A 25,956-nucleotide genomic window follows, 5' to 3' on the forward strand; every position below is an offset into this window, starting at 1 on the left:
CTTCTCGACTTCTCGCTTCTCGCTTCTCGCTTCTCGCTTCTCGCTTCTCGCTTCTCGCTTCTCGCTTCTCGCTTCTCGCTTCTCGCTTCTCGCTTCTCGCTTCTCGCTTCTCGCTTCTCGCTATTGCCAAATCGCTCCTAGACTATCCAACAACCCATTACTTGCTCCCTGGCTTTGCAGTGCGCTGAGAATAATCGGTGCGAATGTTGAGATTAGCGATGGATCCATCCCCAGAGCTGAGAATGCGCTCTTAACGGTTTCGTTGTTGGCAATCATGCTCGTTAAACCGGTTGATTGTAGAGAGTCGAAGCCAGGGATTAACTCTGCCATTTCGCTTGTTTCGCTGCTGCTTAGAGAGTTTTGCGCCAAGGCTAACATTGAGCCTAAACCACCTGCGGCTTGCTCTGAAGAGACATCTGCGCTGCTTTGTAGTGCAGAAAGCAGATCGGTATTGTCGCCACTTTGTGAAGACCAAGCCTGAACCGCGCCCATTAGTGCAGCGTTTGCAAGGTTGCTATAGGCACTGTCATTACTTGCTGCTGCGTTGCTGCTACCTGAAGTGGATTGGCAGCCCATTAGTGCAACGCTAGCAAGCGCGGCTACGATTATTTTCTTATTCATCTTATCTCCAAACCAATTGAGGTCATTAATAGATCGTCGAATAAGTATCATACATAAAAAACGGCGACACAATGGTCGCCGTTTTAAATGCTTTAATTTGCTGGGAAATTAAAGGATGTCTAGTAGTTCTACTTCGAATACTAGTGCAGCAAACGGAGGAATTGCAGCGCCAGCGCCACGCTCACCGTATGCTAGGTCTTGTGGGATGTATAGTTTCCACTTAGAACCTACAGGCATTAGTTGAAGTGCTTCAACCCAACCTTTGATAACGCCAGTTACTGGGAACTCAGCTGGTTGACCGCGAGATACAGAGCTGTCGAAGACAGTACCGTCAGTTAGCTCACCGTGGTAGTGAACGCGAACTTGCTTGTCAGAAGTTGGGATTTCACCAGTACCTTCAGTGATTACTTCGTACTGAAGACCAGACTCAAGAACAGTTACTTCTGGACGTAGAGCGTTGTCTTTCAGGAATGCTTCACCGTCTGCAGCAGCAGCTTTAGCAGCTTCTTGACGAGCAGCTTCTACGCGAGTGTGTAGCTCTTGTAGTGCGTTGTTGATTTCGTCGATTTCGATAGCTGGTTGCTCACCAACTAGTGCAGTTGCGATACCTGCAGCGATTGCATCAACGTTTAGACCTTCTAGACCAGAACCAGCAAGTTGCTGACCCATCTGTAGACCGATACCGTAGCTAGCTTTCTGCTCTACAGTCTCAAATTTAACTTCAGACATGATGTCTCTCTTTGTATGGTGTATAAAGCATTAAAGGATACCAGTAATGGCGCCATGATGAAACGGTAGCCCTTATATAGTCCGCTGAGTAGGGCAATGTGAGATTAAGATCGACTTTCTATGACTTTATAGTCACTTTTGACTCAGCGATTACTTTGTTTGGCGAAAATTCCTATACTCATGGGGGCTTGGTTTTTTATACTTAGCGAAACCCGTTTGGAGACAAGGTGCGATGAATCGCAGAAAGAAAAAGAAACAGCAGCAAGTCGATTACGTTGATTTAGCCAAAACAAAGTTTAAGGCAATTGATTGGCTTGAGATCAAACGTACTGTACTAGAACGTTGGAACCAACTACCGAAGTTGCATCAACGCGGCTTGATGATCTTAGTTCCTGTCTTGCTTGTTTTGATGGTGATTCCGCTGCCTGAGTCCAATAGCGAACCTGAGGTTCCTGCTGCAACCCAGAGAGTAGAGATTGATATCAATACCCGTAGCTTAAGTGATCAGCAAAACAGTCAGCAGCAATCTCTCGCGTCTGATACCTGGAAAGAGTATGAGGTGCAGAGTGGTGACACGCTGGCACAGGTATTCCGCAGTAATGGTTTAGCGATGGCAGACCTCAACGCTTTGGTTAAGGTCGAAGGTTCAGATAAGCCACTTAGTCGCATTAAGAAGGGACAGTTGGTTCGCTTTAAATTGGCTGAAAACGGTCAGCTAGACATTCTCCAACTAGAGAAGAGCAATCAGTCAGTGATGTTCTTCCGTCTATCTGACGGTGGTTTTGGGCGTAGTAAGTAATTAAGGCCGCCCGCTTTAAGTAACATCTTCCACGGGATAAGGGGTAGCACAATCATGGCTATCCCTATTAACGTCAGCCAGTCCGGCACTTCGTCAAAATAGATCACACCGATAATCACCACAAACACTAGTCCTGAATTCTCTGCCACAGAGATATGACTGGCTGGTGCGCGTCGGTAAGCCATCACGGCCAAGCCGTTATAACTCAGAATCAGACCTGCACTGGCGAGAATCAACATCATTTGCCCGGTCGATATGGGCGCCCAATAGATAAAAGCTAAAACCGCAGATATAGGTAGCGAGAGTAACGATGTCCAAAACAGGGTACTGACTATGGTTTGTTCAGTGGGAAGTTTTCGCGCAGTGACATTAAACAGTGCCAGAGTAAATGTTGTACCTAAAGCAAATGTCGCTGCCCAGTGAAACTCTGATGGCCTTAGCACCACGAGTACACCAATGAAGCCGAACAAAGCTGCACTGACACGCTGCCAGGTGATTTGCTCTCCCAGTAGCAAGACTGCGAGTGGTAGCATCAACAAAGGCGCTGCATAGAACACAGCGTTGGCTGTCGCTAGTGTCAGGTGGGTAATGGCGATCACCATACAACCACTACCGATCAGGATTAACTGTGCGCGTAATAAGTTTAGGCCTGGGTTATAGAGCTTCTTTTGACTTGGCTTTTGTCTCCACCAAAACGGAAAGATCACCAGAGTAGAGAGTAGCTGGCGGACAAAAACATACTGGAATGTGGAGACATCCCCATCGAGTAGTTTTACCGCTACATCAGATAGAGAAGCGGCCAGATTACCTATCACCAGTAGCAATATCGCAACGTAAGTCGCAGAAGCCGCCACGACTATTTATCCAGTACCATGTCGATATGAGGAATATCGTCTTCAAGATACATGGCCGAGGTCTGGATAAAACCGTGTTGTTGATAGAACTTAGCTAAGTGTTCTTGAGCGCCAATTTCAATCTTCTCTCCCGGCCACAGAGATTCGCAGCCAGCCAGAGCCTGTTGCAATAGTTGATGACCCAGACCACCACCTCTTTGACTCTCCAGTGTCGCAACTCGTCCAATACTGACGCTTGGGTAACTTAAACCTTTTGGTAATAATCGAGCGCAAGCAACCAACTGATCATTTTTGTAGCCAAGCAGATGATAGACACCATCCTGGTGGTCTTTGTCATCCAACTCCGGGTAAGGACAGGTTTGCTCGACGACAAACACATCAACTCTGAGCTTTATTAGTTGATACAGCTGAGTGGTGGTTAACTGTGAAAAGGGGATAAGTTGCCAAGTGATCATATCTTTTAAGCCTTACTAAATCTGATAGGGCGAATGTAGCAACTCACACTCATCACGACATTAACAATTGTTAACTTTGGCCACGCTTTTTGATACGACTCAAACTGATTGGCGTGATACCTAAATAAGCGGCTACCTGATAATCGTTCAGGCGTTCGAGTAGTTCAGGGTAGTGCTGGCAAAACAGTTGGTAGCGCTCCTCCGGACTATAGAGCAGCATAAAGCGTTCTTTGTTCTCTTTATACATCAACTGAGTTTCGAGTAGCTTGAGGTAGATACTATGTTTTTCATCACGCCATTGACGAATCGTTGCAACCGGAAGAGAAAGCATAGTACACGGAGTCAGAGACTCGAGCAGGTAAGGGGATGGTTGCTGCATGATTAAACTCTCGAAGCCGATAATCCAGTCGTTCTCCCAGTAGAACTCTTTACTGAACTCCTTACCTTTGTCGGTTAAGTACGACGAGTGGCAAATACCTGATATCAGGAAATAGATATCCTCAGCTACTTGTCCCTGATGAAGCAGAATATGACGTGTCGGTAACTCAAGTTGTTGTACCGATTGAGTCAGTTGGTCAATTTCTTGAGCGGTAAATCCGTTATTGGCGAGTTGTTGCTGAAAAGCTTCAAACATTTTTCTGGTAATCACTTAGTCGAGTATGCAGAGATTCTAGCCTATTTGGCCAATTACATGCTATCGGCCTGTGGTGAATACAAAAAAGCCGCAACCCTGAGGTCGCGGCTTTGAATGTATCTAATCAGAAATTATTTCTGCAGGTCGATTTGGTATACAGCGAAACCAACATCGTCAGTGCCAACACGTTTCATTGGGTACTGACCTTTCTCTTCGATGAACTTCGCAGCTTTATCGCTTGGTGAAGTTTCAAAGCGGATGTCTAACTTCTTATCTGACTTGATTGGTGCAAATGTCCAGTTGTTGTCTGCACTTGGTGTGAACTCGCCTTTTTCATTACTTACACGAGTGATGTAAGAAGCGATAACAGAACGGTTTTCATCTGGAGAGTCGAAAGCAACAAACTCAGAACCAGTGCCAGGGAACTTGTTACTGTATGCACGGTAGTTGTTAGTCGCGATGATGAAGTCCTGCTTCATATCAATCGGCTTACCCTGATAAGTCAGATTAACAATACGCTCAGCGCCATCGTTAATTAGCTTACAGTCGCCATCGTATTTAGCTGGCTTAGTTACGTCGATTTGGTAGTTCAGACCGTCAATAACGTCGAAGTTATAAGTACGGAAACCATCCCAGTCGATCAGGCTTTGAGGCTCAGTGCTGTTAACGTCAATTTGCTTGAACTGACCTGCAGTACATTCCAGCCACTCTTTTACTTCTTTACCGCTTACTTTCATCGCAACAAGCGTGTTCGGGTATAGGTAAAGGTCGGCTGCGTTACGGAATGTTAGCTGGCCTGACTCTACTTCAGTGAAGTTAGCAGGGTCGTTCTTACGGCCGCCGGCTTTAAATGGCGCTGCTGCAGAAAGTACTGGGATATCTGCAAGGTCAGGATCACCTTGAATGAAACGCTCAACGTAATCTTTCTGAGCAAGGTTAACGATCTGTACTGTTGGGTCATCCTGCACTAGAGCCAGGAAGCTGTACATTACGTCGCTTGCTTTACCAATTGGTTGGTTAACGAAATCTCGAGTACCTTTATGGTCTGCTTCAAGCGCTTTAACCATCTCAGGATCGGCTTCAGCTAGAGATGTCTTCGTTTTCTTGTCGTAGATAGGGCGGGCTTCTGTTTGGCCCTTAACCACAACCCACTTGCCATCTTTTTCTTTCAGCTCAAGGTCAATAACACCAACGTGGCTACCCCAACGGCCCGGCATTACAGCTGCTACGCCATTGATTGTACCGTTTGTATTGTCAACGCCAGGAATGTTGTCGAAACCTTTACCCGGGAATACAGCGTGTGAGTGACCGAATGCAATCGCATCGATACCTTCTACTTGAGACAGGTAGTAAGTTGAGTTTTCTGCACCGACTTTATGAGGGTCTGAAGATACACCAGAGTGTGGGATCGCAACGATAACGTCTGCACCTTCAGCTTTCATTTGAGGAACTAGCTCTTCAGCCGTCTCTTTGATGTCTTTAGCAAAGACTTTACCTTCCAGGTTCTTCTTATCCCACACCATGATTTGCGGTGGAACGAAGCCGATGTAGCCCACTTTGATTTGGTGTTCTACACCATCAACATCTTTAAATGTATGCGACTTAATAATGTATGGCTTGAAGTAGTGTTCGCCGGTTTTCTTGTCGAACACGTTAGCGCTGATGTATGGGAAGTCAGCATCGTTGATAGTTTCAGCAAGGAACTCAAGACCGTAGTTGAACTCGTGGTTACCGATGTTGCCCACATCGTAGTTCAGTTGGTTCATCGCTTTGTATACAGGGTGAACTTCACCTTCTTTGATACCTTTAGCGGCCATGTAGTCGCCCATTGGGCTACCTTGGATTAGGTCACCGTTATCAACTAAGACACTGTTTTCTACTTCTGCCTGAGCTTGTTTTACCAGAGTAGCAGTGCGGGTAAGGCCAATCTTTTGAGATGGCTTGTCTTTGTAGTAGTCATAGTCCATCACGTTAGTGTGAATATCAGTCGTTTCGACAATACGAAGTTTGATCGTATCTGCCATTACTGGACCAGCCATGGCTAACATACCACCAAGTACCGCAAGAGACAGGGGTTTCACTGCTGCTTTCATTTTTTTAAGCTCCGATAGCATTAAATAGGACGCTGTCTAATTTAACAAAATGAGATGAAACAATTGTTTCGTTGGGTGATTAATTGTGATCTAGCTCAGTTTAGAGGTGGTGTTATGCAAAGAATATCTCAAAAACCAATAAATGGTCATGAGTACGGTTTAGTCTTCTTATCAGAAATTGATATAAAAAATGAAATTTTAGAATTTCAGGTAATATAGCTAGAGAGCCATAATGCCTTTCATTGATATTGAAGGATGACATTATGGCGAGCAAGGAAACCGTTTCTCAATTTCCTCTGAAACATCAACGCGCACAGCGTGGTAATCAGATGGACCTAAACACTGTCGGTCATAGTGTACTCAGCAAAGGTGAGGTTGCGCTTATTGGTGCAGGCCCTGGAGATGTTGAACTGCTTACTCTGAAGGCGATGCGCTTTCTGCAGCAAGCTGATGTTGTGCTCTATGATTACCTCGTTTCTGAAGAGATCATGTCGCTAGTCCCTAATGACACGATTACCGTTTGTGTCGGCAAGCGTGCTGGTCACCATAGTGTCCCTCAAGAAAAAACCAATCAGCTATTAGTCGACTTTGCTAATCAGGGTCATCGTGTCGCTCGTATTAAAGGTGGCGATCCGTTTATCTTCGGTCGTGGTGGAGAAGAGCTCGAAGTTCTCGCAGATGCGGGCATCTCTTTTCAGGTGATTCCGGGTATTACCGCAGCAGCGGGTGCTACTGCCTATGCAGGTATCCCGTTAACTCATCGTGACTATGCTCAGTCTGCTATGTTTATAACAGGGCATTTAAAAGCGGAAAGTGACCAGATGGACTGGTCGACGCTGGCTCGTGGCAACCAAACATTGGTGATCTATATGGGCTTGATGAAGTCTGAATATATCGAGAATCAACTGGTTGAACATGGCCGTAGCCCTGAGACTCCAATCGCTATTATTGAGCGTGGAACTCAGTCAACACAAAGAATATTTAAAGGGCAGCTATCTCAACTGGCTGAACTTGCAAAAGACGCGCAATCGCCGTCTCTCATCGTCATTGGTGAAGTGGTGTCACTGTCAGAGAAACTGGCGTGGTTCAACTCACAGCCTAACACGCAGCAACGCCAATTCGCATAACTCATTATTTGATTAGTCAGAAGCTCGTATTGAGCCGCAAAGGAAGCACTAACATGGACCAAGAACGTTTAACCCACCTCAAGCAACTCGAAGCGGAGAGTATTCATATTATCCGTGAAGTCGCTGCTGAGTTTGATAACCCAGTGATGATGTACTCCATCGGTAAAGACTCATCAGTAATGCTGCATCTTGCTCGCAAAGCTTTTTACCCGGGTAAGATTCCGTTCCCACTTTTACATGTGGATACGGACTGGAAATTTAAAGAGATGATTAAGTTCCGTGATCGCACTGCAGAGAAGTACGGTTTTGAGCTTTTGGTACATAAGAATCCAGAAGGTCTGGCGATGGGATGTAGCCCGTTTACCCACGGCTCATCTAAGCATACCGACATCATGAAGACTCAGGGTCTGAAACAGGCGCTAAACAAGTACGGCTTCGATGCTGCTTTCGGTGGTGCTCGTCGTGACGAAGAGAAATCTCGTGCAAAAGAGCGTGTTTACTCGTTCCGCGATAAGAACCATACCTGGGATCCAAAAAACCAGCGTCCTGAGCTATGGCGTACCTACAACGGTCAGATCAACAAAGGCGAAAGCATCCGTGTTTTCCCTCTATCTAACTGGACTGAGCTAGATATCTGGCAATACATCTATCTGGAGAACATCGAAATTGTTCCTCTCTACCTGGCTGACAAGCGTCCGGTAGTTGAGCGTGATGGCATGCTGATCATGGTCGATGATGATCGTATGAAGCTAGAACCAGGCGAAAAGATCGAAGAGAAGAGTGTTCGCTTCCGTACACTCGGCTGTTACCCACTGACTGGTGCCATTGAATCTGAAGCTAATACCTTAACAGGCATCATCGAAGAGATGCTGGTAGCGACATCAAGTGAGCGACAAGGCCGCGCGATCGACCACGATCAGTCTGGATCGATGGAACTGAAAAAACGCCAAGGCTACTTCTAATTAAGGATCAAGGAAAGAAACATGAATAGCGCAGTAGAAGCTCAATTAGAAGAGCTAGGTATCGAAGGTTACCTGACACAGCATCAATACAAATCACTACTCAGATTCCTGACTTGTGGATCGGTAGATGACGGCAAAAGTACCTTAATCGGTCGCTTACTCCATGACTCAAAGCAGATTTATGAAGATCAGCTAGCGGCAGTGCACAATGATAGCCAACGTGTTGGCACGACGGGCGAGCGCCCAGATTTGGCTTTGTTGGTTGATGGCCTGCAGGCAGAGCGAGAGCAGGGGATCACAATTGACGTTGCGTACCGTTACTTCTCGACTCAGAAACGTAAATTCATCATTGCAGATACTCCGGGACACGAGCAGTACACACGTAACATGGCTACAGGTGCCTCTACTTGTGATCTTGCTGTGATCTTGGTTGACGCACGTAAAGGCATCTTAGATCAAACCCGTCGCCACTCATTTATCTCTAACCTGCTAGGTCTGAAACACTTCATCGTCGCGGTGAACAAAATGGATCTGGTTGATTACTCGCAAGAGAGATTTGAACAGATTCGTGACGAGTACATCGAGTTCTCTAAGAACCTGCGTGGTGACACGGATATTCAAATCATCCCTCTTTCAGCATTGGAAGGCGATAACGTAGTCGAAGCTAGCCCGAAAATGGAATGGTTCGAAGGACCAACCCTGCTTGACCTGCTAGAGACTGTCGATGTCGATAAAGATAAGGCAGCGGGTGATTTCCGTTTCCCTGTTCAATACGTTAACCGCCCGAACCTCGACTTCCGTGGTTTTGCCGGCACGATTGCTTCAGGTAGCGTTAAAGTTGGCGATAGCATTAAGGCACTCCCATCAGGCAAAACATCGAAGGTGGAACGTATCGTGACCTTTGATGGTGATCTGAAAGAGGCTCAGGCTGGCTTAGCTGTCACACTGACACTGGAAGACGAAATCGATATCAGTCGCGGTGATTTGATTGTTCTTGAGAGTGCTGAAGTTGAATCAAGTAATCACCTGTTGGCAGACATCGTATGGATGACGGAGCAGCCGCTGCAACCAGGACGTGAGTACGATATCAAGATTGCAGGTAAGAAGACGGTTGGTCGCGTTGAATCGATTCGTCACCAGTACGACATCAACAACCTGTCGAGCCATGCAGCTGCGGAACTTCCACTCAACGGGATTGGCCTGTGCGAACTGACCCTGACAGAGTCTGTAGCCCTGGATAGTTACCAGGATTGCTCAGATACAGGCGGTTTCATTGTGATTGACCGTCTGACTAACGTGACTGTCGGTGCAGGTTTGGTTCGTGAAAGCTTGTCTCAAGTGGAAACCAAAGCAGGTGATATCTCAGCCTTTGAGGTAGAGCTGAATGCACTTATCCGTAAGCACTTCCCTCATTGGGAAGCGAAAGATATCAGCCAGTTACTGAAGTAACGCCAGAGCTGACGGGGAAGTTATATGTGGCAACAGGGATTTGTGTTAGCGATATTATTAGGCATAGTCACATGCCTGCTAACAACGCGAATTAAACCTAGCTATATCTTTGCAGGAGCGGCATTTATTGCTTTTCTTGGTGGAATGATCGAGTTGGGTGATGTTGCTACGAATTTTACCAATTCTTCCCTATTAACATTAGTGCTGTTGATCCTGGCATCAGCAGCACTGGAAAAAACGCGCTTAGTCAGCTGGGTGAGCCGCTCGCTATCTAATGGTCGATTAGGCACTGTCGTGGCAAAGCTGGGTATCTCAACCGCGTTGCTTTCTTCCTTTACTAATAACACTGCTGTAGTGGTGTCGCTGATTGGTGCGATTAAACGTAACCAGCAGCATGCACCATCCAAACTGCTTATCCCGCTCTCATACGCTGCGATCTTAGGTGGTACGTTAACCTTGATCGGCACATCAACAAACTTGATCATTAATAGCTTTGTTGAAGATGCGGGCTTACCAAGTCTGGGGTTCTTTGAACCTACATTGATCGGTTTGTCTGTACTGTTTGGCGGCATGTTGATCCTGATCCCTTTGAGCTATTTACTGCCTAGTTATGAAGATCAAAATCAGGATGAGCTGCCGTATTTCCTGGAGGCGCGCGTCGAGCCAGGATCGCCATTGGTTGGACGTAGCATCAGTGAGAATAATCTGCGTGCGTTGCGTAAGCTGTTCTTGGCTGAAGTGGTTCGCGATGGTCAGTCAATGCCTTCGGTAGAGCCTGATTTTGTTCTGCAAGCGCGAGATCGATTACTGTTCTGTGGAGATATTGAAAGTGTCGCTACTCTACAGGAAATTCAGGGGCTAACCCTGTTTGGTCAACACCACCTTAATGGTCAGGGCTTTGTTGAAGTGGTCGTGAGCTCCTCGGCGAGCTTCTGTAATAAAACCCTCAAGTCGAGCCATTTTCGTGATCGATTTGATGCTGTGGTTGTGGCAATTCGTCGTGGTCATGAGCGTTTAGAGGGTGGTTTAGGGAGCATTACCCTCAATGCTGGAGACACCTTAGTATTGGTTCCGGGCAAGCGTTTTGAACAGGAGCGACAAGCTCACCGTAAAGAGTTTGTCTTAATCAATGCTTTGGATTCAAGTGCCCGTCTGGATGGCAACAAATCCGCAGGCGTACTGGTGGGATTTGCAAGCGTCATTGCACTTGCTCTGCTTGACGTTTTCCCATTGATTAAAGGCCTCTCGGTATTTCTGCTCGCGGCACTGTTTTGTGGTGTTATTCAGCTTGGAGAGTTACGTCGACGCTTCCCGATCGATATTGTGGTGATTGTTGGCTCAGCACTCTCTATTGCCCAGCTAATGCTCTCCTCTGGTCTGTCGCTCAGTTTAGGTCAGATGTTTATTGAAGGCTTTAATGGCTGGGGAGTCTTTGGCGCGCTGGTAGCGACCTATCTGCTGACTCTGATTCTGACTGAGCTGGTCACCAATAATGCCGCAGCCGCACTGGCATTCCCAATTGGCTACAGTATGGCGATAGGTTATGGCGTCGACCCGATGCCATTTATTATGGCGGTTCTGTTTGGAGCAAGTGCCAGCTTTATTTCACCCTACGGCTATCAGACCAACCTGTTGGTCTACAGCGTAGGAAACTACAAAATTACCGATTATGTTCGAGTGGGAATTCCTCTATCGATTGTTTACTCCGTGTTGGTGTTAACGCTGATTCCACTCTTCTTTCCGTTTTAAAAGGACTCAAATATGACTACGGAAACGCCAACCAAAGATGAAAATGTTGTCTGGCATCATCACTCTATTGATAAAGCATTCCGCTCTAAGCTGAAGAGCCAGAAACCAGTAGTACTATGGTTCACTGGTTTGTCTGGAGCAGGAAAGTCGACGGTTGCCGGTGCGCTTGAGACTCGGCTGGCTGAATCTGGATACCACACTTACTTGCTCGATGGTGATAACGTTCGTCATGGTCTGTGTAGTGATCTTGGTTTCTCTGAGCAGGATCGTCGTGAGAATATTCGTCGTATTGGTGAACTTGCTAAGTTGATGGCGGATGCTGGTTTGATCGTGCTGTCGGCATTTATCTCTCCTCATCGTGCGGAAAGACAACTGGTACGTGAAATGCTGCCGGAAGGGGAGTTTCTTGAGGTATACGTAAACACTTCGCTCGAAGTGTGTGAACAACGTGACCCTAAAGGCCTGTATAAAAAAGCACGAGCAGGTGAAATTACTAACTTCACTGGCATCGACTCAGAGTATCAGGCGCCAGTGAATCCAGAAATCGACTTAAAGGCGGGCGAGAAGTCCATCGATGAGCTGGTGGATGATTGTTTGCAAGTGCTGAAGAGTCGACAAGTTATCGCCTAACGAAAAAACGCTTCCCTTGGGAAGCGTTTTTTTATCTAGCTGTTAATCTGCTGCGGTCTATTCGAAACAGATTTCAATAAATGCGTTACCCCATTGAGAAGTGAACGGCATGATAATGATTGAGCCTTCACACTTATGGCGGATTGTATGACCTTTACCAGAAACAACGACTGGTGTTGCCATGTCAAAATCAAAGCCACTCTCTGCCAGGATACGTTTTGCGCCACCAGTCACCATGTTAGTGATTTCACCAACCATGTCTGTTACTTCGTCGTTAAGACCATTAGGACGCTCACCAAGCATGTTCTGCATGATTTCTAAAGCCAGGTTCTCATCAAAGGTAATAGACATAGAACCGCGGCTTTGCGGGCCGACCATCCCTATCAAACCTGAAACATCCCCACGTGCAATTTCATCTTTTTTGACACGAGGTTTCTGTGGCTTCAATTCCAGTGAAGCCATCGTTTTCAAAACATTCATTAATGAAGCTAAAAACGGGTTTACAAATTCAGCGCGCATAATCTTCTTCTATATCTTTAATTCGCTTTGTCAGAAGCACATGACTGACAAATTCCGTGTGATTCAATAACGTGATTGGTGATGGAAAAGCCATGAGCTTCCGCATTGTTTGCTAGCAAGGCTACCAAACTATCATCTTGCAATTCAATAACGTTACTACATTTATCGCAAATCAATAGGTGCGAATGATGTTTATGAGCATTGCACGAGCAGCATTGAATGTAGCTGTTGGTTGATTCAACACGGTGGATGAATCCCTGTTCGAGCAAAAAGTCCAACGCACGATAGACAGTTGGTGGTTTGGCCTGAGGTTCGCTTAACTTGAGCTCATCTAAAAGCTCATAAGCACTGGCGGCCTTGGGGCTAGAACAGATCAGCTCAAATACTCGTTTTCTTTGGGCTGTCAGCCTTACGCCTCGGGCTGCACATATCTCTTCAATTTGTTTTACTAACTGCTGGTCCAAACTTATCACCGTTACCATTGGACATTTTTAATAATATACCATTTCTTGCGGTTTATCGTCGCTCAGTAGGTAATATCAATTCGCTTTGTCAGTAGGTTACTTATTCTGCGAGTGAATAATAGTGACCTGACTCTAACGGCATAACTTACCTTATCTACAAAAAAAACGATACAAATTACAGCGTTTTACTCATTTCTCATTGCAGGCGTGTGTCCAAGATCTGCAAACCGCGCTCAAAATCAAACTCTTCAAGTGCATTCGTCAGTTCATTTAACTGAGTATTGGATAGGCCAATCTGTTGCCCTGACTGCAATTGATTAATGATCGATATCGCTTCGGTATCGCTCTGTTCAATGGCAGAGTACAGGTTGCTATAAGTTTTTGGCTCATACTCTGTGTCCACGGCAGCCTGCGGTTCCTCTTTAGGTTGCGTTAACTCATGGCCAATTTTGCTAACCAACAAGCTCAAAGCATCAAGCAACTGCTGACGAAGAGCATCATTATCGGAGTCTTGTTCTAAAGAGGCGCTGAGCTGGTGGATCTCTGTTGCGCCAATATTACCAGCCACTCCTTTCAGGGTATGGATATTGCGCGCTCTGGTAGTGTTATCAGGATCCTTGAGTGCCTTGGATACCGCTTCTGCATCTTGGTAGGTATCCGCGAAGCGATGAAGCAGCTTCTTATACAGATCCTGATTACCACTAGAGCGAGTTAAGCCCGCAGTGATATCCAAGCCGTCAATATCGGGCATTTCTCCTTGAGCTACCGTTGAAGCCGCGACAAACTGCTGTGGATGCTTAGGCGTAACCCATTGAGCTAAGGTGCTGAACATGCTGCCAACATCAATCGGTTTGGCGATGATGTCATTCATCCCTGCTTGCGCTGCTTTTACCTTGTCGCGCTCCATCACATTCGCTGTCATAGCGATAATAGGAATCTGCTGGTCATTGAGCTGCTGACGGATATATTGCGTCGCTTTGTAACCATCCATCACCGGCATTTGGCAATCCATTAAGATGCCATCGAACTCGTTGGCTTTATACAGATCAATGGCGACCTGACCATTCTCAGCTACTGTGACATGCATTTGCTGTCCTTCGAGTAACTCGATAGCAAGTTCCTGGTTAATCTCGTTGTCTTCTACTAGCAGTAACTGTGCGCCAGCAAGTTGTTGAACGTTCGCAAGCTGATGCTGCTCTTCCGCTTCACTGCGACTTAAGCGCGAGCTGCTAACACCATAGAGAGTCACAATGGCATCAAACAGATGAGATGCCGTTACCGGTTTATCCAGAATACTTGGTGATTCAAGACCACGATTCTCCATCGCTTCACTGAGTTCTTCTCGGGCGTAAGCTGTCAGCATCAATAACTTAGGCTGAGCGCTTTGCGCGATGTTTTGCGAGACCAACTCCACTAAGTCGATACCGTCTTTACCCGGCATCTTCCAGTCGGATATCAACAAGTCATATTGGCTGTTACTGCCAATTGCTTGCTGTAACTCACTGTAAGCGTCGTCGACGTTACTGGCGGTGAAGACATCGAATTGCAGTGACTTGAGAATATCTTCGACGATGATGCGCGCGCTAGCGTTGTCATCGACGACCAACACTTTGAGTTTATTCAGTTCAACCGGAACAGAAATATCTTCCTGTTTAAGGGCATGGCTAACTCTGGTCGCGATTGAGAAGGAGAAGCACGACCCTTTGCCTGCTTCACTTTGCACCTCAATATCGCCGCCCATCAGTTGGCTCAGCTCTTTACTGATAGCTAAGCCCAGACCTGTGCCGCCATATTTACGGGTTGTTGAGCTGTCCGCTTGGGTGAACTTACTAAACAGCTTGGCAGTCTGTTCTGGCGTCATGCCGATACCGCTGTCTTCTACGCTGAATTGCAGCACCAGGTCGTCGCCGTTACGTTCTACAACTCGAATCGATATTTTGATTTCACCCTTTTCGGTAAACTTAACCGCATTGTTAGCCAGATTAATCAGGATCTGTCCAAGGCGCAGTGGGTCACCGACTAAGGTAGTTGGTACATCACGATCAATGTGAATCAATAGCTCTAAACCACGTTCAGAGGCACGCAGCCCCACCAGATTCGAGATGTTATCGAGTACATTCTCCAGATGGAAATCAACCTGTTCAATGTCGAGCTTGCCTGCTTCAATCTTAGAGAAATCAAGAATGTCATTGATTAGGCCGAGTAGTGAGTCCGCAGACAGTTTTACCTTATGGATATAGTTACGCTGGGCTTTGGTTAAATCCGTTTTTAGTGCCAGGTAACTCATACCGATAATGGCATTCATCGGAGTTCGAATCTCGTGACTCATATTGGCAAGGAAATCCGACTTAGCACGGTTAGCCGAGTTTGCTTCATCACGGGCAACGGCCAACTTAGCGGCAAATCGTTCCAGCGCGGCATGTGACTTATTCGCCAGTAAACCAAGCAGCAGTAAAGTGACGAGGAAAACGGCACCACCAAACGCCATCTTTGTGGTAATGCTGCCTGAGTTCTCGACGATATCCAGTTGTTGTTGGTAGATCGGTTCAATCTTGGCTAGCAGCTGCTGATAGTTAGTATCTAAACGTTCAATCTGCTGGTGTTCTTGGGTACGTTGACCAACAAGCTGAGTAAAGAGCTGTAAGTACTGCTCGGAGGCTTGCATCAGTGCGTCGACTTGAAGTTGTTCATCTGCAGTCGTGACCTGCTCATAGAGACTTTCAAGTAGATTGACGATAAACGTCAGCTTTTGCTCGACCGCTTGAGCGAGCTCTTCCTGCTGAGCGGGATTGAGGGTCATCGCATAGTCTCGGTCTGTCTGCTGCGCTTCACTGATTTCAGTTTGCAGTAGCAGCAGGCTAGAGCTGATAGCTAACTTGTCACTGATCGCGAGCTGAACTGTTGATACTGCTTGCTGAGCCGCATCAAGCTTTGATTTCTGGTAGGTTCTCAGTTCCACTGCCGAACGAAGCAGATCTTTACTGGCAATGTCGACCTGTGAGGTGATGCTGGCTTTAAGCGGGTCACTCAGATTTGGCCAACTGCGCAGTTGAACTAACGAGGTGCTATAGCGGTTGTAGGCATTTCGGATCAGGGCAATCAGCTGTTGGCTGTTAGAGTCTGTCGCCTGCTCAGCTAATTGGTTGATTAGCTTCTGTGCTTTTTTCAACTCAAACTGGGCTTTGTTGAGGCTCTCTTGCTTGTTATCCAGCACGTAACTTTTCTGTTCCGTTTGTGAGTTAGCAATCAGGCTCACCAGCCAATGAGATTGAATAGAGTTGTCGGATTCACTGTCGACTCTGTTACGCAGTTCCCCAAGGGTAGTGATACTCGATTCGATAAAGGACTCATGCTCCATTTGCATATCCTGAATCAGAGTTTCTGCCTGTTCTGCCTCGCGGGACATCGCGGCACGAGTCGCTCTCACTGACTGGTTCATCTGCACATAGTCTGCAAAGGCTGCTTTGTGCTCAGTCAGCGGTTCATCAAGGGAAATCGTCGAATTATGTTCTAATGAACCGCTAGCCAGTGCCTTGGCTTTTTCAAGCTGAGTATCAAACTCACCGATCAGACTCTCATCGGGTAGTCTGATATAACTCTGCTCGGTGATCTTCATATTCTCTAAAGCCGACCTCAGCTGAGCATTACTGGCGTAGTGGTCAACAGTGTCGAAGCGCTGGTTGAGCGTCATCCAGCCCATAATGCCTGCGATAAGCAGCAAAATTGAAGCGACGATAAAGCCAGCCAGAATTCGTTTAGAATCAAATGCGTATTTGTTTACAGAGTCCATTCGAGCCTCAATGGTTATTATTAGAATTCATCTTTGAATGAGTCTTTGATCTTGAGTATTTCATCAAGCTGCTGGATAAAAATAGGTACCAGAGTTGGGTCAAAGTGGGAACCCGCTTCTTCTTCTAGCAGTGCTACCGCTTTTTCTACCGGCCAGGCTTGCTTATATGGACGTTCGCTGGTGAGAGCGTCAAATACATCGGCGATGGCAACAATACGCGCACTAAGAGGGATCTCTTCGCCTTTGAGCTTGTGCGGGTAACCACTGCCATCCCATTTTTCATGGTGGTAAAGGGCTATCTCTTGCGCCATTTGCAGTAGCAGGGATTCACTATCAGCAATAATATCGGCACCGATCTTTACGTGGGTCTGCATGACTTCCCACTCATCTTTATCTAGCTTGCCCGGTTTACGTAACACCGCATCAGGAATACCAATCTTGCCAATGTCATGCATAGGTGACGCCTGAAACACCAGTTCAACCCAGCGCGGACTGACATCAAGCTGCTCAGCAAGAATCTTTGAGTAGTGGCTCATACGAACAACGTGCATACCCGTTTCATTATCTTTGTATTCTGCCGCTCGGCCTAAACGCTGGATGACCTCAAGGCGACTCTTTTCGAGTAATGCGGTGCGCTCTTTAACCTGATTGGTCAGGGAGAGGTTTTGGTCATACAGTGAGATATGAGTCTTCACTCGCGCCTGAACAATCGGTGGACTGACAGGTTTAGTTATGTAGTCGACCGCACCCATCTCAAAGCCTTTTTGCTCATCGATAACTTCCGCTTTAGCAGTGACAAAGATGATAGGAATATCGCAAGTCACGGCACTGGACTTAAGGCGGCGACACACTTCGTAGCCATCCATCTCAGGCATCATGATGTCGAGCAGGATTAAGTGAGGTGCTGGTTTGGCGTTAGCAATCTGAATGGCTTTCTCACCATTGGTTGCAGCTTTGATTCGGTAATCATCAGACAGGATACCCGATAGGGTATGGATATTATCTGGAATATCGTCCACCACCAGAACGACGGGCTTTTCGTTATTCTCGTTGAGCATTGCGGTAAATCCTTTACTGCATTATTTGTTCTTTAATAGTGCATAGAATAGTTATGTTTTATAGATAGTTGCAGGACTTATTGACTAATCAGATGAGTTCTCTGGCAGAACAGTGAAGTGGGTTGAAGTTTCCACATAAAGCCCACCTTTATACACGTACAGCTGCTGGGGCTTTTGGTCACCCATAGGCCAAAAGGTGTTAAAGCAAAACAGCTGAAAAAGCTGCTGGGATTTAATTTAATAAAATCAGTGGTTTAAATTTATCTGATGAGCTCAGGGAGTTTAAGGGTTGCTGGTGGTCAAAAGCTGTAGGTGCTGTTTTTGCCTTTTAATCAGCGGGTTAAAACGGGTGACTGTGGGAGTAGGAATACCAGTAACTGAAAGCCTGCGTTAGTGGTGATTCTTTTTCCTGAATGTTTTCTATTCTGTGTGTATAATCGCGGATTCTGTTTTGACCACGATGCTCACTGTACAGCGAGACTCACCTTATGAAACCTGACAATACTAGTAAATACGCGGCTAACCGCTTTTCCATTGCACCTATGTTGGACTGGACGGATCGTCATTGCCGTTACTTCCACCGCTTGCTGACTAACGAAACTCTGCTTTATACGGAGATGGTCACTACAGGTGCGATCATTCATGGTAAAGGTGACTTCCTGGCATATAACCAGGAAGAGCATCCGGTAGCGCTGCAGCTAGGTGGTTCAAACCCTCAGGATTTGGCAACGTGTGCCAAGCTGGCGGCAGAGCGCGGCTATGACGAAATTAACCTAAACGTTGGTTGTCCATCTGACCGTGTGCAAAACGGTCGCTTTGGTGCGTGTCTAATGGGTGAACCTCAGCTGGTGGCAGACTGTGTAGCTGCGATGCGTGATGTGGTTGATATTCCAGTAACAGTAAAGACCCGTATCGGTATTGATGATCAGGATTCGTATGAGTTCCTGACTGACTTTGTGTCGATCGTTTCCGAGAAAGGTGGCTGTGAGCAGTTCACTATCCATGCTCGTAAAGCCTGGCTTTCTGGTCTTAGCCCGAAAGAGAACCGTGAAATCCCACCACTGGACTACCCACGCGCATACCAGCTAAAGAAAGATTTCTCTCATTTAGTTATTGCTGTGAATGGTGGCGTTAAAACTCTGCAAGAGACGAAAGAGCACCTGCAGCATCTTGATGGTGTGATGGTAGGTCGCGAAGCGTACCAGAATCCATATATTCTGGCTGAAGTTGACCAGCAAATCTTTGGTCTGGATACACCAATTAAAAAACGCTCACAGGTTGTGGAAGAGATGTACCCGTACATTGAGCAACAGCTATCCAAAGGTGCTTACTTAGGTCATATCACTCGTCATATGTTGGGTCTGTTCCAGAATATGCCGGGTGCACGTCAATGGCGTCGTTACATCAGTGAGAACGCACATAAGCCTGGTTCTGGCATTGAAGTTGTCGAAGCAGCCCTGGCTAAAATTCCTAAAGAGTTGGATGTGTAATAAATACCAACTAGTTTGGCGAAAATTACCACTTAACTTTGATGAAAAGAGCGCTATTGATGAGTGCTCTTTTTTTATCTTTGTTTTTCAGTGAGTTATGTTTTGTGGTGACGTTGGCACATATTCTGAAAGGTAGATAAGTAAAAACAAAGGAGATTGATATGTTTGAGCTAATCTTTATTTTGGTATTTGTAGCGACTCTGCTGGTTACTGGCGTAACTATGGTGACGGTTTTCGCAGGTGTTGCTTTCTCACTGGTCGTTATGCTTCTGCTAGGCATGGTTGGCGCAGTCATTAAACTTATCCCGTGGTTGATTGTTATCGCTGTAGGTGTGTGGTTCTTCAAGAACTATGTTGTTCAGCCTCGATAATGGAACTGCGCTGAGAAATATTTGCTGGCTAGTGGTATGAATATGTTAGAATTTGACGAACATCATACTTATCTAGCCATTTGCAGTTCCGAATTCCGGGCTGCGTGAAGTGAATACTTGGAGAACTAATCTCATGGGTTTTAAAACCGCCAGTGCATTTGCCCTCGCTGCAGTAGTGTCTGCAACAGCTTTCGCTGAGTCATCTCTGACAACTAAGTTTGGGGCTGAAATGTGGTTACCAGACACAAAAGTGAACGAGGTAACTCGAGACGGTGATGCAACAGCAAGTGCTTATGTAGCGGTTGAGCACGATGTGAAATATGTGCCTGATGCACGTCTTCGTTACACCAGTGTTGATGCTGATTACACGGCGTTTGATAAACTGGATCTAACTTTGTACTACCGTGTTATGGAGCATGATTTGATGCACTTTGATGCGGGTATGACGTTCAGCGATCTGAGTGGCACTAAGTATATCAACCCAGAGAACAACGCTCGCGCTACGTTCGATAAAATGATTTGGGCTTGGTACGGCTATGCTGAGATTACGGTTCCTAACACCAACTTTGATGTCATTGGTGAGATGAACTTCGGTAACAGTGATGGTATTAAGAGCACTGACTTGATGGCTGGTATGCAGTACCGCATGCCTGTAGGCGAAAATACGCTAGCATTCCGCGGTGGCTACCGTGTGATTGATTTAGAGTCTGAAGAGTTCCCGAATACTAAAGGCGACCCGTTTGTATTCGCAAATGGCTTCTTCGCTGGTGCAGAGTTCTCGTTCTAAACCACAAATTGATTTCTTTAAAACGCCGCTTTCTAAAGCGGCGTTTTTTTATACCTATTAATTATATCTCATCATTTCATTTAGAACTTTCGCGGTTTTTAGCCATGCTTAAGAAGGAATTATGTTTTTAGCCAGAGAAAGGAATCTCATGACTATCACTGAACTTCGAAATCTTTACCGCGAGCATCAGTTAGTAGAAGCCATTATCGAGCCTTCGGCGCAAGAGGGCAGTTGGATAGTGGAATTCCGTCATGCCCGTGGCGGATTTGTCCTCTTAACCGACTCTCATGGTGAAGAGTGCCATTATATGGACCTCGATCTAGCCTCAAAGTCAGCAATGGCGGTGGGTTTCAAGCAGGTACGCGTCGAGGCAAAATAGCATTTGATGATTGTTGTCTCCCTATTCTTTAATTCAAAAAGTTATAAAACATTCACTTCTATTCTTTCTTGTTATTAAAGAGAGTGGTTAATCTATCATCACGCACTGAATAGGGATGTCGAGACCATGTCTTTAAACAAGAACGTGTCCTCTCAAGGAAACACGCCACAAGAACTACCATCGATCGCAGCTCCTCTGAATGATCAACAGCTGAACTCGCTACAACAGACCGTTGCAGACTTGTCTTCACAGCAGTTGGCATGGGTGAGCGGATACTTCTGGGGATTAGCGCAAACGCAACCTGCGTCTGCAGCTGCTCCTATTAACCAAGCAGCGGCTGCGGTAGCGGCTAAGCCTGCTGGCAAACTATCTATTATCTACGCTTCTCAAACGGGTAACGCTAAAGGTGTTGCTGAAGCGCTGGAACAAGAAGCGAAAGCGCAAGGCATCGAAGCTGCATTGTTTGATGCCAGTGACTATAAAGGTAAGAACCTGGCGAAAGAAACTCACGTTATTATCGTTGCTTCGACTAACGGTGAAGGTGAAGCACCAGATAATGCCATTGAACTGCATGAGTTCTTACAGTCAAAGAAAGCGCCTAAGTTACCAAACCTGAAATATGGTGTGATTGGTCTGGGTGACTCTAGTTATGAATTCTTCTGTCAAACCGGTAAAGATTTTGATGCTTACTTAGCTAAGCAGGGCGCGACAGCCTTCATTGATCGTATCGATTGTGACGTTGATTACGAAGCGCCTGCATCTGAGTGGCGAGCAAAAGCGCTTGAGACGGTTAAAGATGACTTGTCTTCTGGTCAGGAAGCGGATGTTGTTCAACTTCCTGTCGCTCAGGCGGCGGGTCACTCTCAGTACTCTAAGCAGAAACCTTATACCGCGACCCTGCTAACTAGCCAGAAAATCACTGGTCGAGACTCTGGTAAAGATGTTCGCCACGTTGAAATTGATTTGGAAGGTTCAGGCCTGACATATCAACCGGGTGACGCTCTGGGTGTCTGGTTCGAAAACAGTTCTGAGTTAGCTAATGCTATCTTGGCCAAAGTCGGTCTGTCTGGTGTAGAGAGTGTAGAAGTGGATGGTGAAAGTCTGTCAATCCATAGCGCGCTGGTGGCGAAATATGAAATCACTGCCTCTAACCCACAGTTAGTGACTAAGTTTGCTGAACTATCTGGCAGTAAGAAACTGCAAAAGTTAGTTGAAGACAAAGACAAGCTTCGTGAATACGCAGGTAACACTCAGGTAGTCGATGTACTTGCCGAGAAGAAAACTAAGCTAACAGCAGAAGAACTTGTTGGCTTGTTACGTCGTCTGACACCACGTCTATATTCTATTGCTTCAAGTCAGGCAGAAGTCGAAGAAGAAGTGCATCTTACGGTTGGCCTTGTCGAATACGACAAAGGCGATGACAAACGCTACGGCGGTGCTTCGAGCTTCCTTTCTCAGCGACTAGAAGAGGGTGGTGAAGTTAAGGTATTCGTTGAAAATAACAATAACTTCAAACTACCTCAGGATGACAATACCCCTGTGATTATGATTGGTCCGGGTACTGGTATTGCTCCATTCCGTAGCTTTATTCAGGAACGCGAAAACCGTGATGCCGAAGGTAAGAACTGGTTGTTCTTTGGTGACCGTACCTTTACTCAGGACTTCTTATATCAAGTTGAGTGGCAGAAGTACCTTAAATCTGGATTGTTGAACCGTCTTGATGTGGCATTCAGCCGCGATCAGGCTGAGAAGGTCTACGTTCAGCACCGTATCCTCGAAAATGCCGAGCAGGTTTGGCAATGGGTACAAGAGGGCGCCTACATCTATGTATGTGGTGATGCGACTCGCATGGCTAAAGATGTTCACGAAGCACTGGTTATTGTCGCTGAGCAGCAAGGCAAGATGTCTCGTGATGATGCAGAAGAATTTATTAACGACTTACGTAAAGCAAAACGTTACCAAAGGGATGTGTACTAATGAGCAATAAGCAGGAAGTATTGGGCGAAGTTCTGGGACCCCTTTCGGATAACGAACGCCTGAAAACTCAGAGTAATTTTCTACGTGGCACGATTGAGCAGGATCTTCAGGACCGCATTACTGGTGGATTTACTGCAGATAACTTCCAGTTAATTCGTTTTCACGGTATGTACCAGCAGGACGACCGTGATATTCGCAACGAGCGTGCTAAGCAAAAACTGGAACCACTACATAACGTGATGCTTCGTGCACGTATGCCAGGTGGCATCATTACGCCAAAGCAGTGGCTAGCGATCGATAAGTTTGCAACCGAACATTCGCTTTACGGCAGTATCCGTCTGACTACACGTCAAACGTTCCAGTTTCACGGTGTGCTTAAGCCAAATATAAAGCTTATGCACCAGACTCTAAACAGCATTGGGATTGATTCAATTGCGACTGCGGGTGACGTAAACCGTAACGTACTATGTACCACGAACCCAGTAGAGTCAGAACTGCACCAAGAAGCTTATGAATGGGCGAAGAAGATCAGTGAACACCTGCTTCCAAAAACCAAAGCGTATGCTGAAATCTGGTTGGATGGCGAGAAAGTAGAAACAACAGAAGATGACGAGCCAATCCTGGGTAAGACTTATCTTCCTCGTAAGTTCAAAACAACGGTTGTGATTCCGCCACAAAACGATGTTGATGTTCACGCTAACGACCTTAACTTTGTCGCGATTGGTGAAAACGGTAAGCTGGTGGGCTTTAACGTATTAGTCGGTGGTGGTCTGGCAATGACTCACGGTGACACTTCTACTTATGCTCGCCGTGCCGATGACTTTGGTTTTGTTCCACTAGAAAAGACACTTGATGTTGCCGCTGCGGTAGTAACGACTCAGCGTGACTGGGGTAACCGTTCAAACCGTAAAAATGCAAAAACTAAATACACACTAGACCGTGTTGGTATTGATGTATTTAAAGCAGAAGTAGAGAAGCGAGCTGGTGTGAAGTTTGGCGATAGTCGTCCATACGAGTTTACTGATCGTGGTGACCGCATCGGTTGGGTTGAAGGTATCGACGGTAAACACCATCTGGCACTGTTTATTGAAAACGGCCGTCTACTGGACTTCCCGGGCAAACCACTCAAAACGGGTGTTGCTGAAATTGCCAAAATCCATAAAGGTGATTTCCGTATGACGGCAAACCAGAACTTAATTGTTGCTGGTGTGGCTAAGAGCCAGAAAGCTAAGATTGAGAAAATTGCCCGCGAGCACGGTTTAATTGATGACAGCGTGAGTGAACAGCGCAAAAACTCAATGGCGTGTGTGGCATTCCCAACCTGTCCACTGGCGATGGCTGAAGCTGAACGTTTCCTGCCTCAGTTTGTTACTGACGTAGAAGGTATCCTTGAGAAACACGGATTACCTGAAGAAGACAACATCATTCTTCGTGTCACGGGCTGTCCAAATGGCTGTGGCCGGGCAATGTTGGCTGAGATTGGTCTGGTTGGTAAAGCACCTGGCCGTTACAACCTTCACTTAGGTGGTAACCGTGCAGGTACACGTATTCCGAAGATGTATAAAGAGAACATCACAGACAAACAGATACTAGAAGAGATTGATCAGCTCGTAGGCCGTTGGGCTAAAGAGCGTGAAGCTGGCGAAGGATTTGGTGATTTTGCTATCCGTGCTGGCATCATCCAAGAAGTCAAAGTATCTAAGAGGGACTTGCATGCTTGATTCTGTCGCTTCCAAACCGAAGTTAGCAGAACTGCTCTCATTAACTAAGACGGAGCAAATACTCCGTCTTGCAGAAATTAATGGAGAGTTAGAGAAGCTAACCGCCCAGCAAAGAGTGGCCTGGGCACTAGAAAATCTCGAAGGTCAGTTTGCGGTGTCTTCAAGTTTTGGTATTCAAGCTGCAGTTATGCTGCACCTTGTTACTCAACAGGCTCCGGATACTCCGGTTATTCTGACTGATACTGGTTACCTTTTCCCTGAAACTTATCGTTTTATCGATCAGTTAAGTGAACAGCTAACCCTGAACCTAAAAGTTTATCGTGCGGCTGAGAGCTCTAACTGGCAAGAGGCACGTTACGGAAATCTTTGGGATCAAGGTATAGAGGGAATCGAAAAGTACAACAAGATAAATAAAGTTGAACCGATGCGCAGAGCGCTCGATGAGCTTGAAGTAGCTACGTGGTTCTCGGGCCTGCGTCGTGAGCAATCCAAGTCGCGTATCAACTTACCTATCTTGTCGATCCAAAATGGCGTATTCAAGTTCTTGCCGGTGATCGACTGGACGAATAAAGATGTCCACTATTACTTAGAAGAACATGGCTTGCCTTATCACCCACTGCGTGAAGAAGGTTACCTGTCGGTAGGTGATACTCATACGACCAAGAAATGGGAGCCAGGAATGAGTGAAGAAGAAACTCGCTTCTTTGGTTTAAAGCGTGAGTGTGGACTTCATGAAGATGATGGTAACGAACAAGATGGTTCAGGTATCTAATCTGCTCTTCTATATATAAGAGGAAAGGTCGCAATGCGGCCTTTTCTTTTGCCTGAAAAACAGCGATTGTGGATAACTCTGTGGGTATAGTGTTCGCTATATTGGGGTAAAGTTGGATAAATAAGGCTTTGAGCGAAAAGTCAGCGTTTAAACGTTATTTTTGCAATTTTTTCAAAATAACGCTTGCCAATGTGAGCACGATCTCTATAATGCCTCCTCGTCGACAGGGCAAGAGCTCACAAGGGTTCAAGCGAAGTCGACACGGTTTACTAGCCAAGCGGCAACGCTTGAAAAAAGTTTGAAAAAAGTGGTTGACACTAAAACTTAAATCGCTAGAATGGCCGCCTCTTCCGAAGTGATACGAATCACAGAGAAGAGTAGCTCTTTAAAAATATAGACCTATCAATCTGTGTGGGCACTCGTTGATGATAATCCAATTAGATACCTCGGTATCAAATTAGGTTTCAATGAAACGAAGTGACCATTGAATCGAAAGATTCAGCACAGTCAATTCAAACATTACTTC

General features: G+C 46.1%; 23 protein-coding genes. 13 read left to right on the forward strand and 10 right to left on the reverse strand.

Annotation, left to right across the window (positions count from 1 at the left end; translation table 11 throughout):
• Positions 1-120: 120 nt before the first annotated feature.
• On the reverse strand, positions 121-621 hold the full coding sequence (locus RH46_RS06200) for a DUF2780 domain-containing protein (protein WP_006878532.1): 501 nt from the start codon (positions 619-621) through the stop codon (positions 121-123).
• A 108-nt stretch (positions 622-729) separates the two neighbouring features.
• Positions 730-1,350 carry a BamJ family beta-barrel-assembly machinery protein gene (locus tag RH46_RS06205; protein ID WP_006878533.1) on the reverse strand — a complete coding sequence of 207 codons (621 nt, stop codon included), beginning with the start codon at positions 1,348-1,350 and terminating at the stop codon, positions 730-732.
• A 232-nt stretch (positions 1,351-1,582) separates the two neighbouring features.
• Here RH46_RS06205 and RH46_RS06210 point away from each other — a divergent pair, with 232 nt between their 5' ends.
• The gene (locus tag RH46_RS06210; RefSeq protein WP_006878534.1) at positions 1,583-2,149 is read left to right on the forward strand and encodes a LysM-like peptidoglycan-binding domain-containing protein; all 567 of its coding nucleotides are present in this window, start codon (positions 1,583-1,585) and stop codon (positions 2,147-2,149) included.
• Here RH46_RS06210 and RH46_RS06215 read toward each other — a convergent pair.
• From RH46_RS06215 to cpdB, 4 genes are all read right to left on the reverse strand, one after another.
• Positions 2,095-3,003, reverse strand: coding sequence for a DMT family transporter (locus RH46_RS06215; protein ID WP_006878535.1), 909 nt, complete (start codon positions 3,001-3,003; stop codon positions 2,095-2,097). The genes RH46_RS06210 and RH46_RS06215 overlap by 55 nt on opposite strands.
• Positions 3,004-3,005: 2 nt before the next feature.
• A complete protein-coding gene (locus tag RH46_RS06220; protein WP_006878536.1) occupies positions 3,006-3,458 on the reverse strand; it encodes a GNAT family N-acetyltransferase in 453 nt (150 codons plus the stop codon).
• A 70-nt stretch (positions 3,459-3,528) separates the two neighbouring features.
• Entirely contained in the window at positions 3,529-4,092 is a 564-nt protein-coding gene (locus RH46_RS06225) for a Crp/Fnr family transcriptional regulator (RefSeq protein WP_006878538.1), read from the reverse strand.
• Positions 4,093-4,223: 131 nt separating this feature from the next.
• Entirely contained in the window at positions 4,224-6,185 is a 1,962-nt protein-coding gene (gene cpdB / locus RH46_RS06230) for a 2',3'-cyclic-nucleotide 2'-phosphodiesterase (RefSeq protein WP_006878539.1), read from the reverse strand.
• A 263-nt stretch (positions 6,186-6,448) separates the two neighbouring features.
• Between cpdB and cobA the strand changes: the two genes are divergently transcribed.
• From cobA to cysC, 5 genes are read left to right on the forward strand one after another with little or no spacing between them, the layout of a single operon-like run.
• A complete protein-coding gene (cobA, locus tag RH46_RS06235; RefSeq protein WP_006878540.1) occupies positions 6,449-7,312 on the forward strand; it encodes a uroporphyrinogen-III C-methyltransferase in 864 nt (287 codons plus the stop codon).
• 29 nt (positions 7,313-7,341) lie between these two features.
• On the forward strand, positions 7,342-8,274 hold the full coding sequence (cysD, locus tag RH46_RS06240) for a sulfate adenylyltransferase subunit CysD (protein WP_275658759.1): 933 nt from the start codon (positions 7,342-7,344) through the stop codon (positions 8,272-8,274).
• Between the two features lie 21 nt (positions 8,275-8,295).
• On the forward strand, positions 8,296-9,723 hold the full coding sequence (gene cysN / locus RH46_RS06245) for a sulfate adenylyltransferase subunit CysN (RefSeq protein ID WP_006878542.1): 1,428 nt from the start codon (positions 8,296-8,298) through the stop codon (positions 9,721-9,723).
• A 24-nt stretch (positions 9,724-9,747) separates the two neighbouring features.
• A complete protein-coding gene (locus tag RH46_RS06250) occupies positions 9,748-11,472 on the forward strand; it encodes an SLC13 family permease (RefSeq protein ID WP_006878543.1) in 1,725 nt (574 codons plus the stop codon).
• 12 nt (positions 11,473-11,484) lie between these two features.
• On the forward strand, positions 11,485-12,102 hold the full coding sequence (cysC, locus tag RH46_RS06255) for an adenylyl-sulfate kinase (protein ID WP_006878544.1): 618 nt from the start codon (positions 11,485-11,487) through the stop codon (positions 12,100-12,102).
• Between the two features lie 57 nt (positions 12,103-12,159).
• Here the strand turns inward: cysC and RH46_RS06260 are convergent, their stop codons facing one another.
• The 4 genes from RH46_RS06260 to RH46_RS06275 all read right to left on the reverse strand — a co-directional run bounded on the left by RH46_RS06260 (position 12,160) and on the right by RH46_RS06275 (position 17,933).
• Positions 12,160-12,621, reverse strand: coding sequence for a chemotaxis protein CheX (locus RH46_RS06260; protein WP_006878545.1), 462 nt, complete (start codon positions 12,619-12,621; stop codon positions 12,160-12,162).
• Between the two features lie 17 nt (positions 12,622-12,638).
• Positions 12,639-13,103 carry a zinc uptake transcriptional repressor Zur gene (gene zur / locus RH46_RS06265; RefSeq protein WP_040895307.1) on the reverse strand — a complete coding sequence of 155 codons (465 nt, stop codon included), beginning with the start codon at positions 13,101-13,103 and terminating at the stop codon, positions 12,639-12,641.
• A 178-nt stretch (positions 13,104-13,281) separates the two neighbouring features.
• Positions 13,282-16,875: a hybrid sensor histidine kinase/response regulator gene (locus tag RH46_RS06270; RefSeq protein WP_006878547.1), complete on the reverse strand. Its 3,594-nt coding sequence runs from the start codon at positions 16,873-16,875 to the stop codon at positions 13,282-13,284.
• 20 nt (positions 16,876-16,895) lie between these two features.
• Positions 16,896-17,933 carry a response regulator gene (locus RH46_RS06275; protein WP_006878548.1) on the reverse strand — a complete coding sequence of 346 codons (1,038 nt, stop codon included), beginning with the start codon at positions 17,931-17,933 and terminating at the stop codon, positions 16,896-16,898.
• A 488-nt stretch (positions 17,934-18,421) separates the two neighbouring features.
• On the opposite strand from RH46_RS06275, the gene dusA reads away from it, so the two are divergent.
• The 7 genes from dusA to RH46_RS06310 all read left to right on the forward strand — a co-directional run bounded on the left by dusA (position 18,422) and on the right by RH46_RS06310 (position 25,430).
• On the forward strand, positions 18,422-19,423 hold the full coding sequence (gene dusA, locus RH46_RS06280; RefSeq protein ID WP_006878549.1) for a tRNA dihydrouridine(20/20a) synthase DusA: 1,002 nt from the start codon (positions 18,422-18,424) through the stop codon (positions 19,421-19,423).
• Between the two features lie 161 nt (positions 19,424-19,584).
• Positions 19,585-19,794: an envelope stress response protein PspG gene (gene pspG / locus RH46_RS06285; RefSeq protein WP_006878550.1), complete on the forward strand. Its 210-nt coding sequence runs from the start codon at positions 19,585-19,587 to the stop codon at positions 19,792-19,794.
• Between the two features lie 133 nt (positions 19,795-19,927).
• Positions 19,928-20,581: a TIGR04219 family outer membrane beta-barrel protein gene (locus RH46_RS06290; protein WP_006878551.1), complete on the forward strand. Its 654-nt coding sequence runs from the start codon at positions 19,928-19,930 to the stop codon at positions 20,579-20,581.
• Positions 20,582-20,729: 148 nt separating this feature from the next.
• Positions 20,730-20,960 (forward strand): hypothetical protein, encoded by a 231-nt coding sequence (locus RH46_RS06295; protein ID WP_040895308.1) that lies wholly within the window; start codon positions 20,730-20,732, stop codon positions 20,958-20,960.
• Between the two features lie 126 nt (positions 20,961-21,086).
• Positions 21,087-22,937, forward strand: coding sequence for an assimilatory sulfite reductase (NADPH) flavoprotein subunit (locus RH46_RS06300; RefSeq protein WP_006878554.1), 1,851 nt, complete (start codon positions 21,087-21,089; stop codon positions 22,935-22,937).
• A complete protein-coding gene (gene cysI / locus RH46_RS06305) occupies positions 22,937-24,658 on the forward strand; it encodes an assimilatory sulfite reductase (NADPH) hemoprotein subunit (protein WP_006878555.1) in 1,722 nt (573 codons plus the stop codon). Before RH46_RS06300 ends, cysI begins: the two co-directional genes overlap by 1 nt.
• Positions 24,651-25,430 carry a phosphoadenylyl-sulfate reductase gene (locus RH46_RS06310; protein ID WP_006878556.1) on the forward strand — a complete coding sequence of 260 codons (780 nt, stop codon included), beginning with the start codon at positions 24,651-24,653 and terminating at the stop codon, positions 25,428-25,430. The genes cysI and RH46_RS06310 overlap by 8 nt, the downstream gene beginning before the upstream one ends.
• Positions 25,431-25,956: the final 526 nt, after the last annotated feature.

Source organism: Vibrio brasiliensis LMG 20546, from assembly GCF_000189255.1.
GTDB lineage: Bacteria > Pseudomonadota > Gammaproteobacteria > Enterobacterales > Vibrionaceae > Vibrio > Vibrio brasiliensis.

What these genes read in the sequence shown, in the direction of transcription:
- cobA (WP_006878540.1), top strand. Translation starts at nt 6,449, where the DNA reads ATGGCGAGCAAGGAAACCGTTTCTCAATTTCCTCTGAAACATCAACGC.
- RH46_RS06270 (WP_006878547.1), bottom strand. Translation starts at nt 16,875, where the DNA reads ATGGACTCTGTAAACAAATACGCATTTGATTCTAAACGAATTCTGGCT.
- dusA (WP_006878549.1), top strand. Translation starts at nt 18,422, where the DNA reads ATGAAACCTGACAATACTAGTAAATACGCGGCTAACCGCTTTTCCATT.
- cysC (WP_006878544.1), top strand. Translation starts at nt 11,485, where the DNA reads ATGACTACGGAAACGCCAACCAAAGATGAAAATGTTGTCTGGCATCAT.
- RH46_RS06300 (WP_006878554.1), top strand. Translation starts at nt 21,087, where the DNA reads ATGTCTTTAAACAAGAACGTGTCCTCTCAAGGAAACACGCCACAAGAA.
- cysN (WP_006878542.1), top strand. Translation starts at nt 8,296, where the DNA reads ATGAATAGCGCAGTAGAAGCTCAATTAGAAGAGCTAGGTATCGAAGGT.
- RH46_RS06220 (WP_006878536.1), bottom strand. Translation starts at nt 3,458, where the DNA reads ATGATCACTTGGCAACTTATCCCCTTTTCACAGTTAACCACCACTCAG.
- RH46_RS06295 (WP_040895308.1), top strand. Translation starts at nt 20,730, where the DNA reads ATGACTATCACTGAACTTCGAAATCTTTACCGCGAGCATCAGTTAGTA.
- pspG (WP_006878550.1), top strand. Translation starts at nt 19,585, where the DNA reads ATGTTTGAGCTAATCTTTATTTTGGTATTTGTAGCGACTCTGCTGGTT.
- cpdB (WP_006878539.1), bottom strand. Translation starts at nt 6,185, where the DNA reads ATGAAAGCAGCAGTGAAACCCCTGTCTCTTGCGGTACTTGGTGGTATG.
- cysI (WP_006878555.1), top strand. Translation starts at nt 22,937, where the DNA reads ATGAGCAATAAGCAGGAAGTATTGGGCGAAGTTCTGGGACCCCTTTCG.
- RH46_RS06210 (WP_006878534.1), top strand. Translation starts at nt 1,583, where the DNA reads ATGAATCGCAGAAAGAAAAAGAAACAGCAGCAAGTCGATTACGTTGAT.
- zur (WP_040895307.1), bottom strand. Translation starts at nt 13,103, where the DNA reads ATGGTAACGGTGATAAGTTTGGACCAGCAGTTAGTAAAACAAATTGAA.
- RH46_RS06250 (WP_006878543.1), top strand. Translation starts at nt 9,748, where the DNA reads ATGTGGCAACAGGGATTTGTGTTAGCGATATTATTAGGCATAGTCACA.
- RH46_RS06275 (WP_006878548.1), bottom strand. Translation starts at nt 17,933, where the DNA reads ATGCTCAACGAGAATAACGAAAAGCCCGTCGTTCTGGTGGTGGACGAT.
- RH46_RS06260 (WP_006878545.1), bottom strand. Translation starts at nt 12,621, where the DNA reads ATGCGCGCTGAATTTGTAAACCCGTTTTTAGCTTCATTAATGAATGTT.
- RH46_RS06205 (WP_006878533.1), bottom strand. Translation starts at nt 1,350, where the DNA reads ATGTCTGAAGTTAAATTTGAGACTGTAGAGCAGAAAGCTAGCTACGGT.
- RH46_RS06310 (WP_006878556.1), top strand. Translation starts at nt 24,651, where the DNA reads ATGCTTGATTCTGTCGCTTCCAAACCGAAGTTAGCAGAACTGCTCTCA.
- RH46_RS06290 (WP_006878551.1), top strand. Translation starts at nt 19,928, where the DNA reads ATGGGTTTTAAAACCGCCAGTGCATTTGCCCTCGCTGCAGTAGTGTCT.
- RH46_RS06200 (WP_006878532.1), bottom strand. Translation starts at nt 621, where the DNA reads ATGAATAAGAAAATAATCGTAGCCGCGCTTGCTAGCGTTGCACTAATG.
- RH46_RS06225 (WP_006878538.1), bottom strand. Translation starts at nt 4,092, where the DNA reads ATGTTTGAAGCTTTTCAGCAACAACTCGCCAATAACGGATTTACCGCT.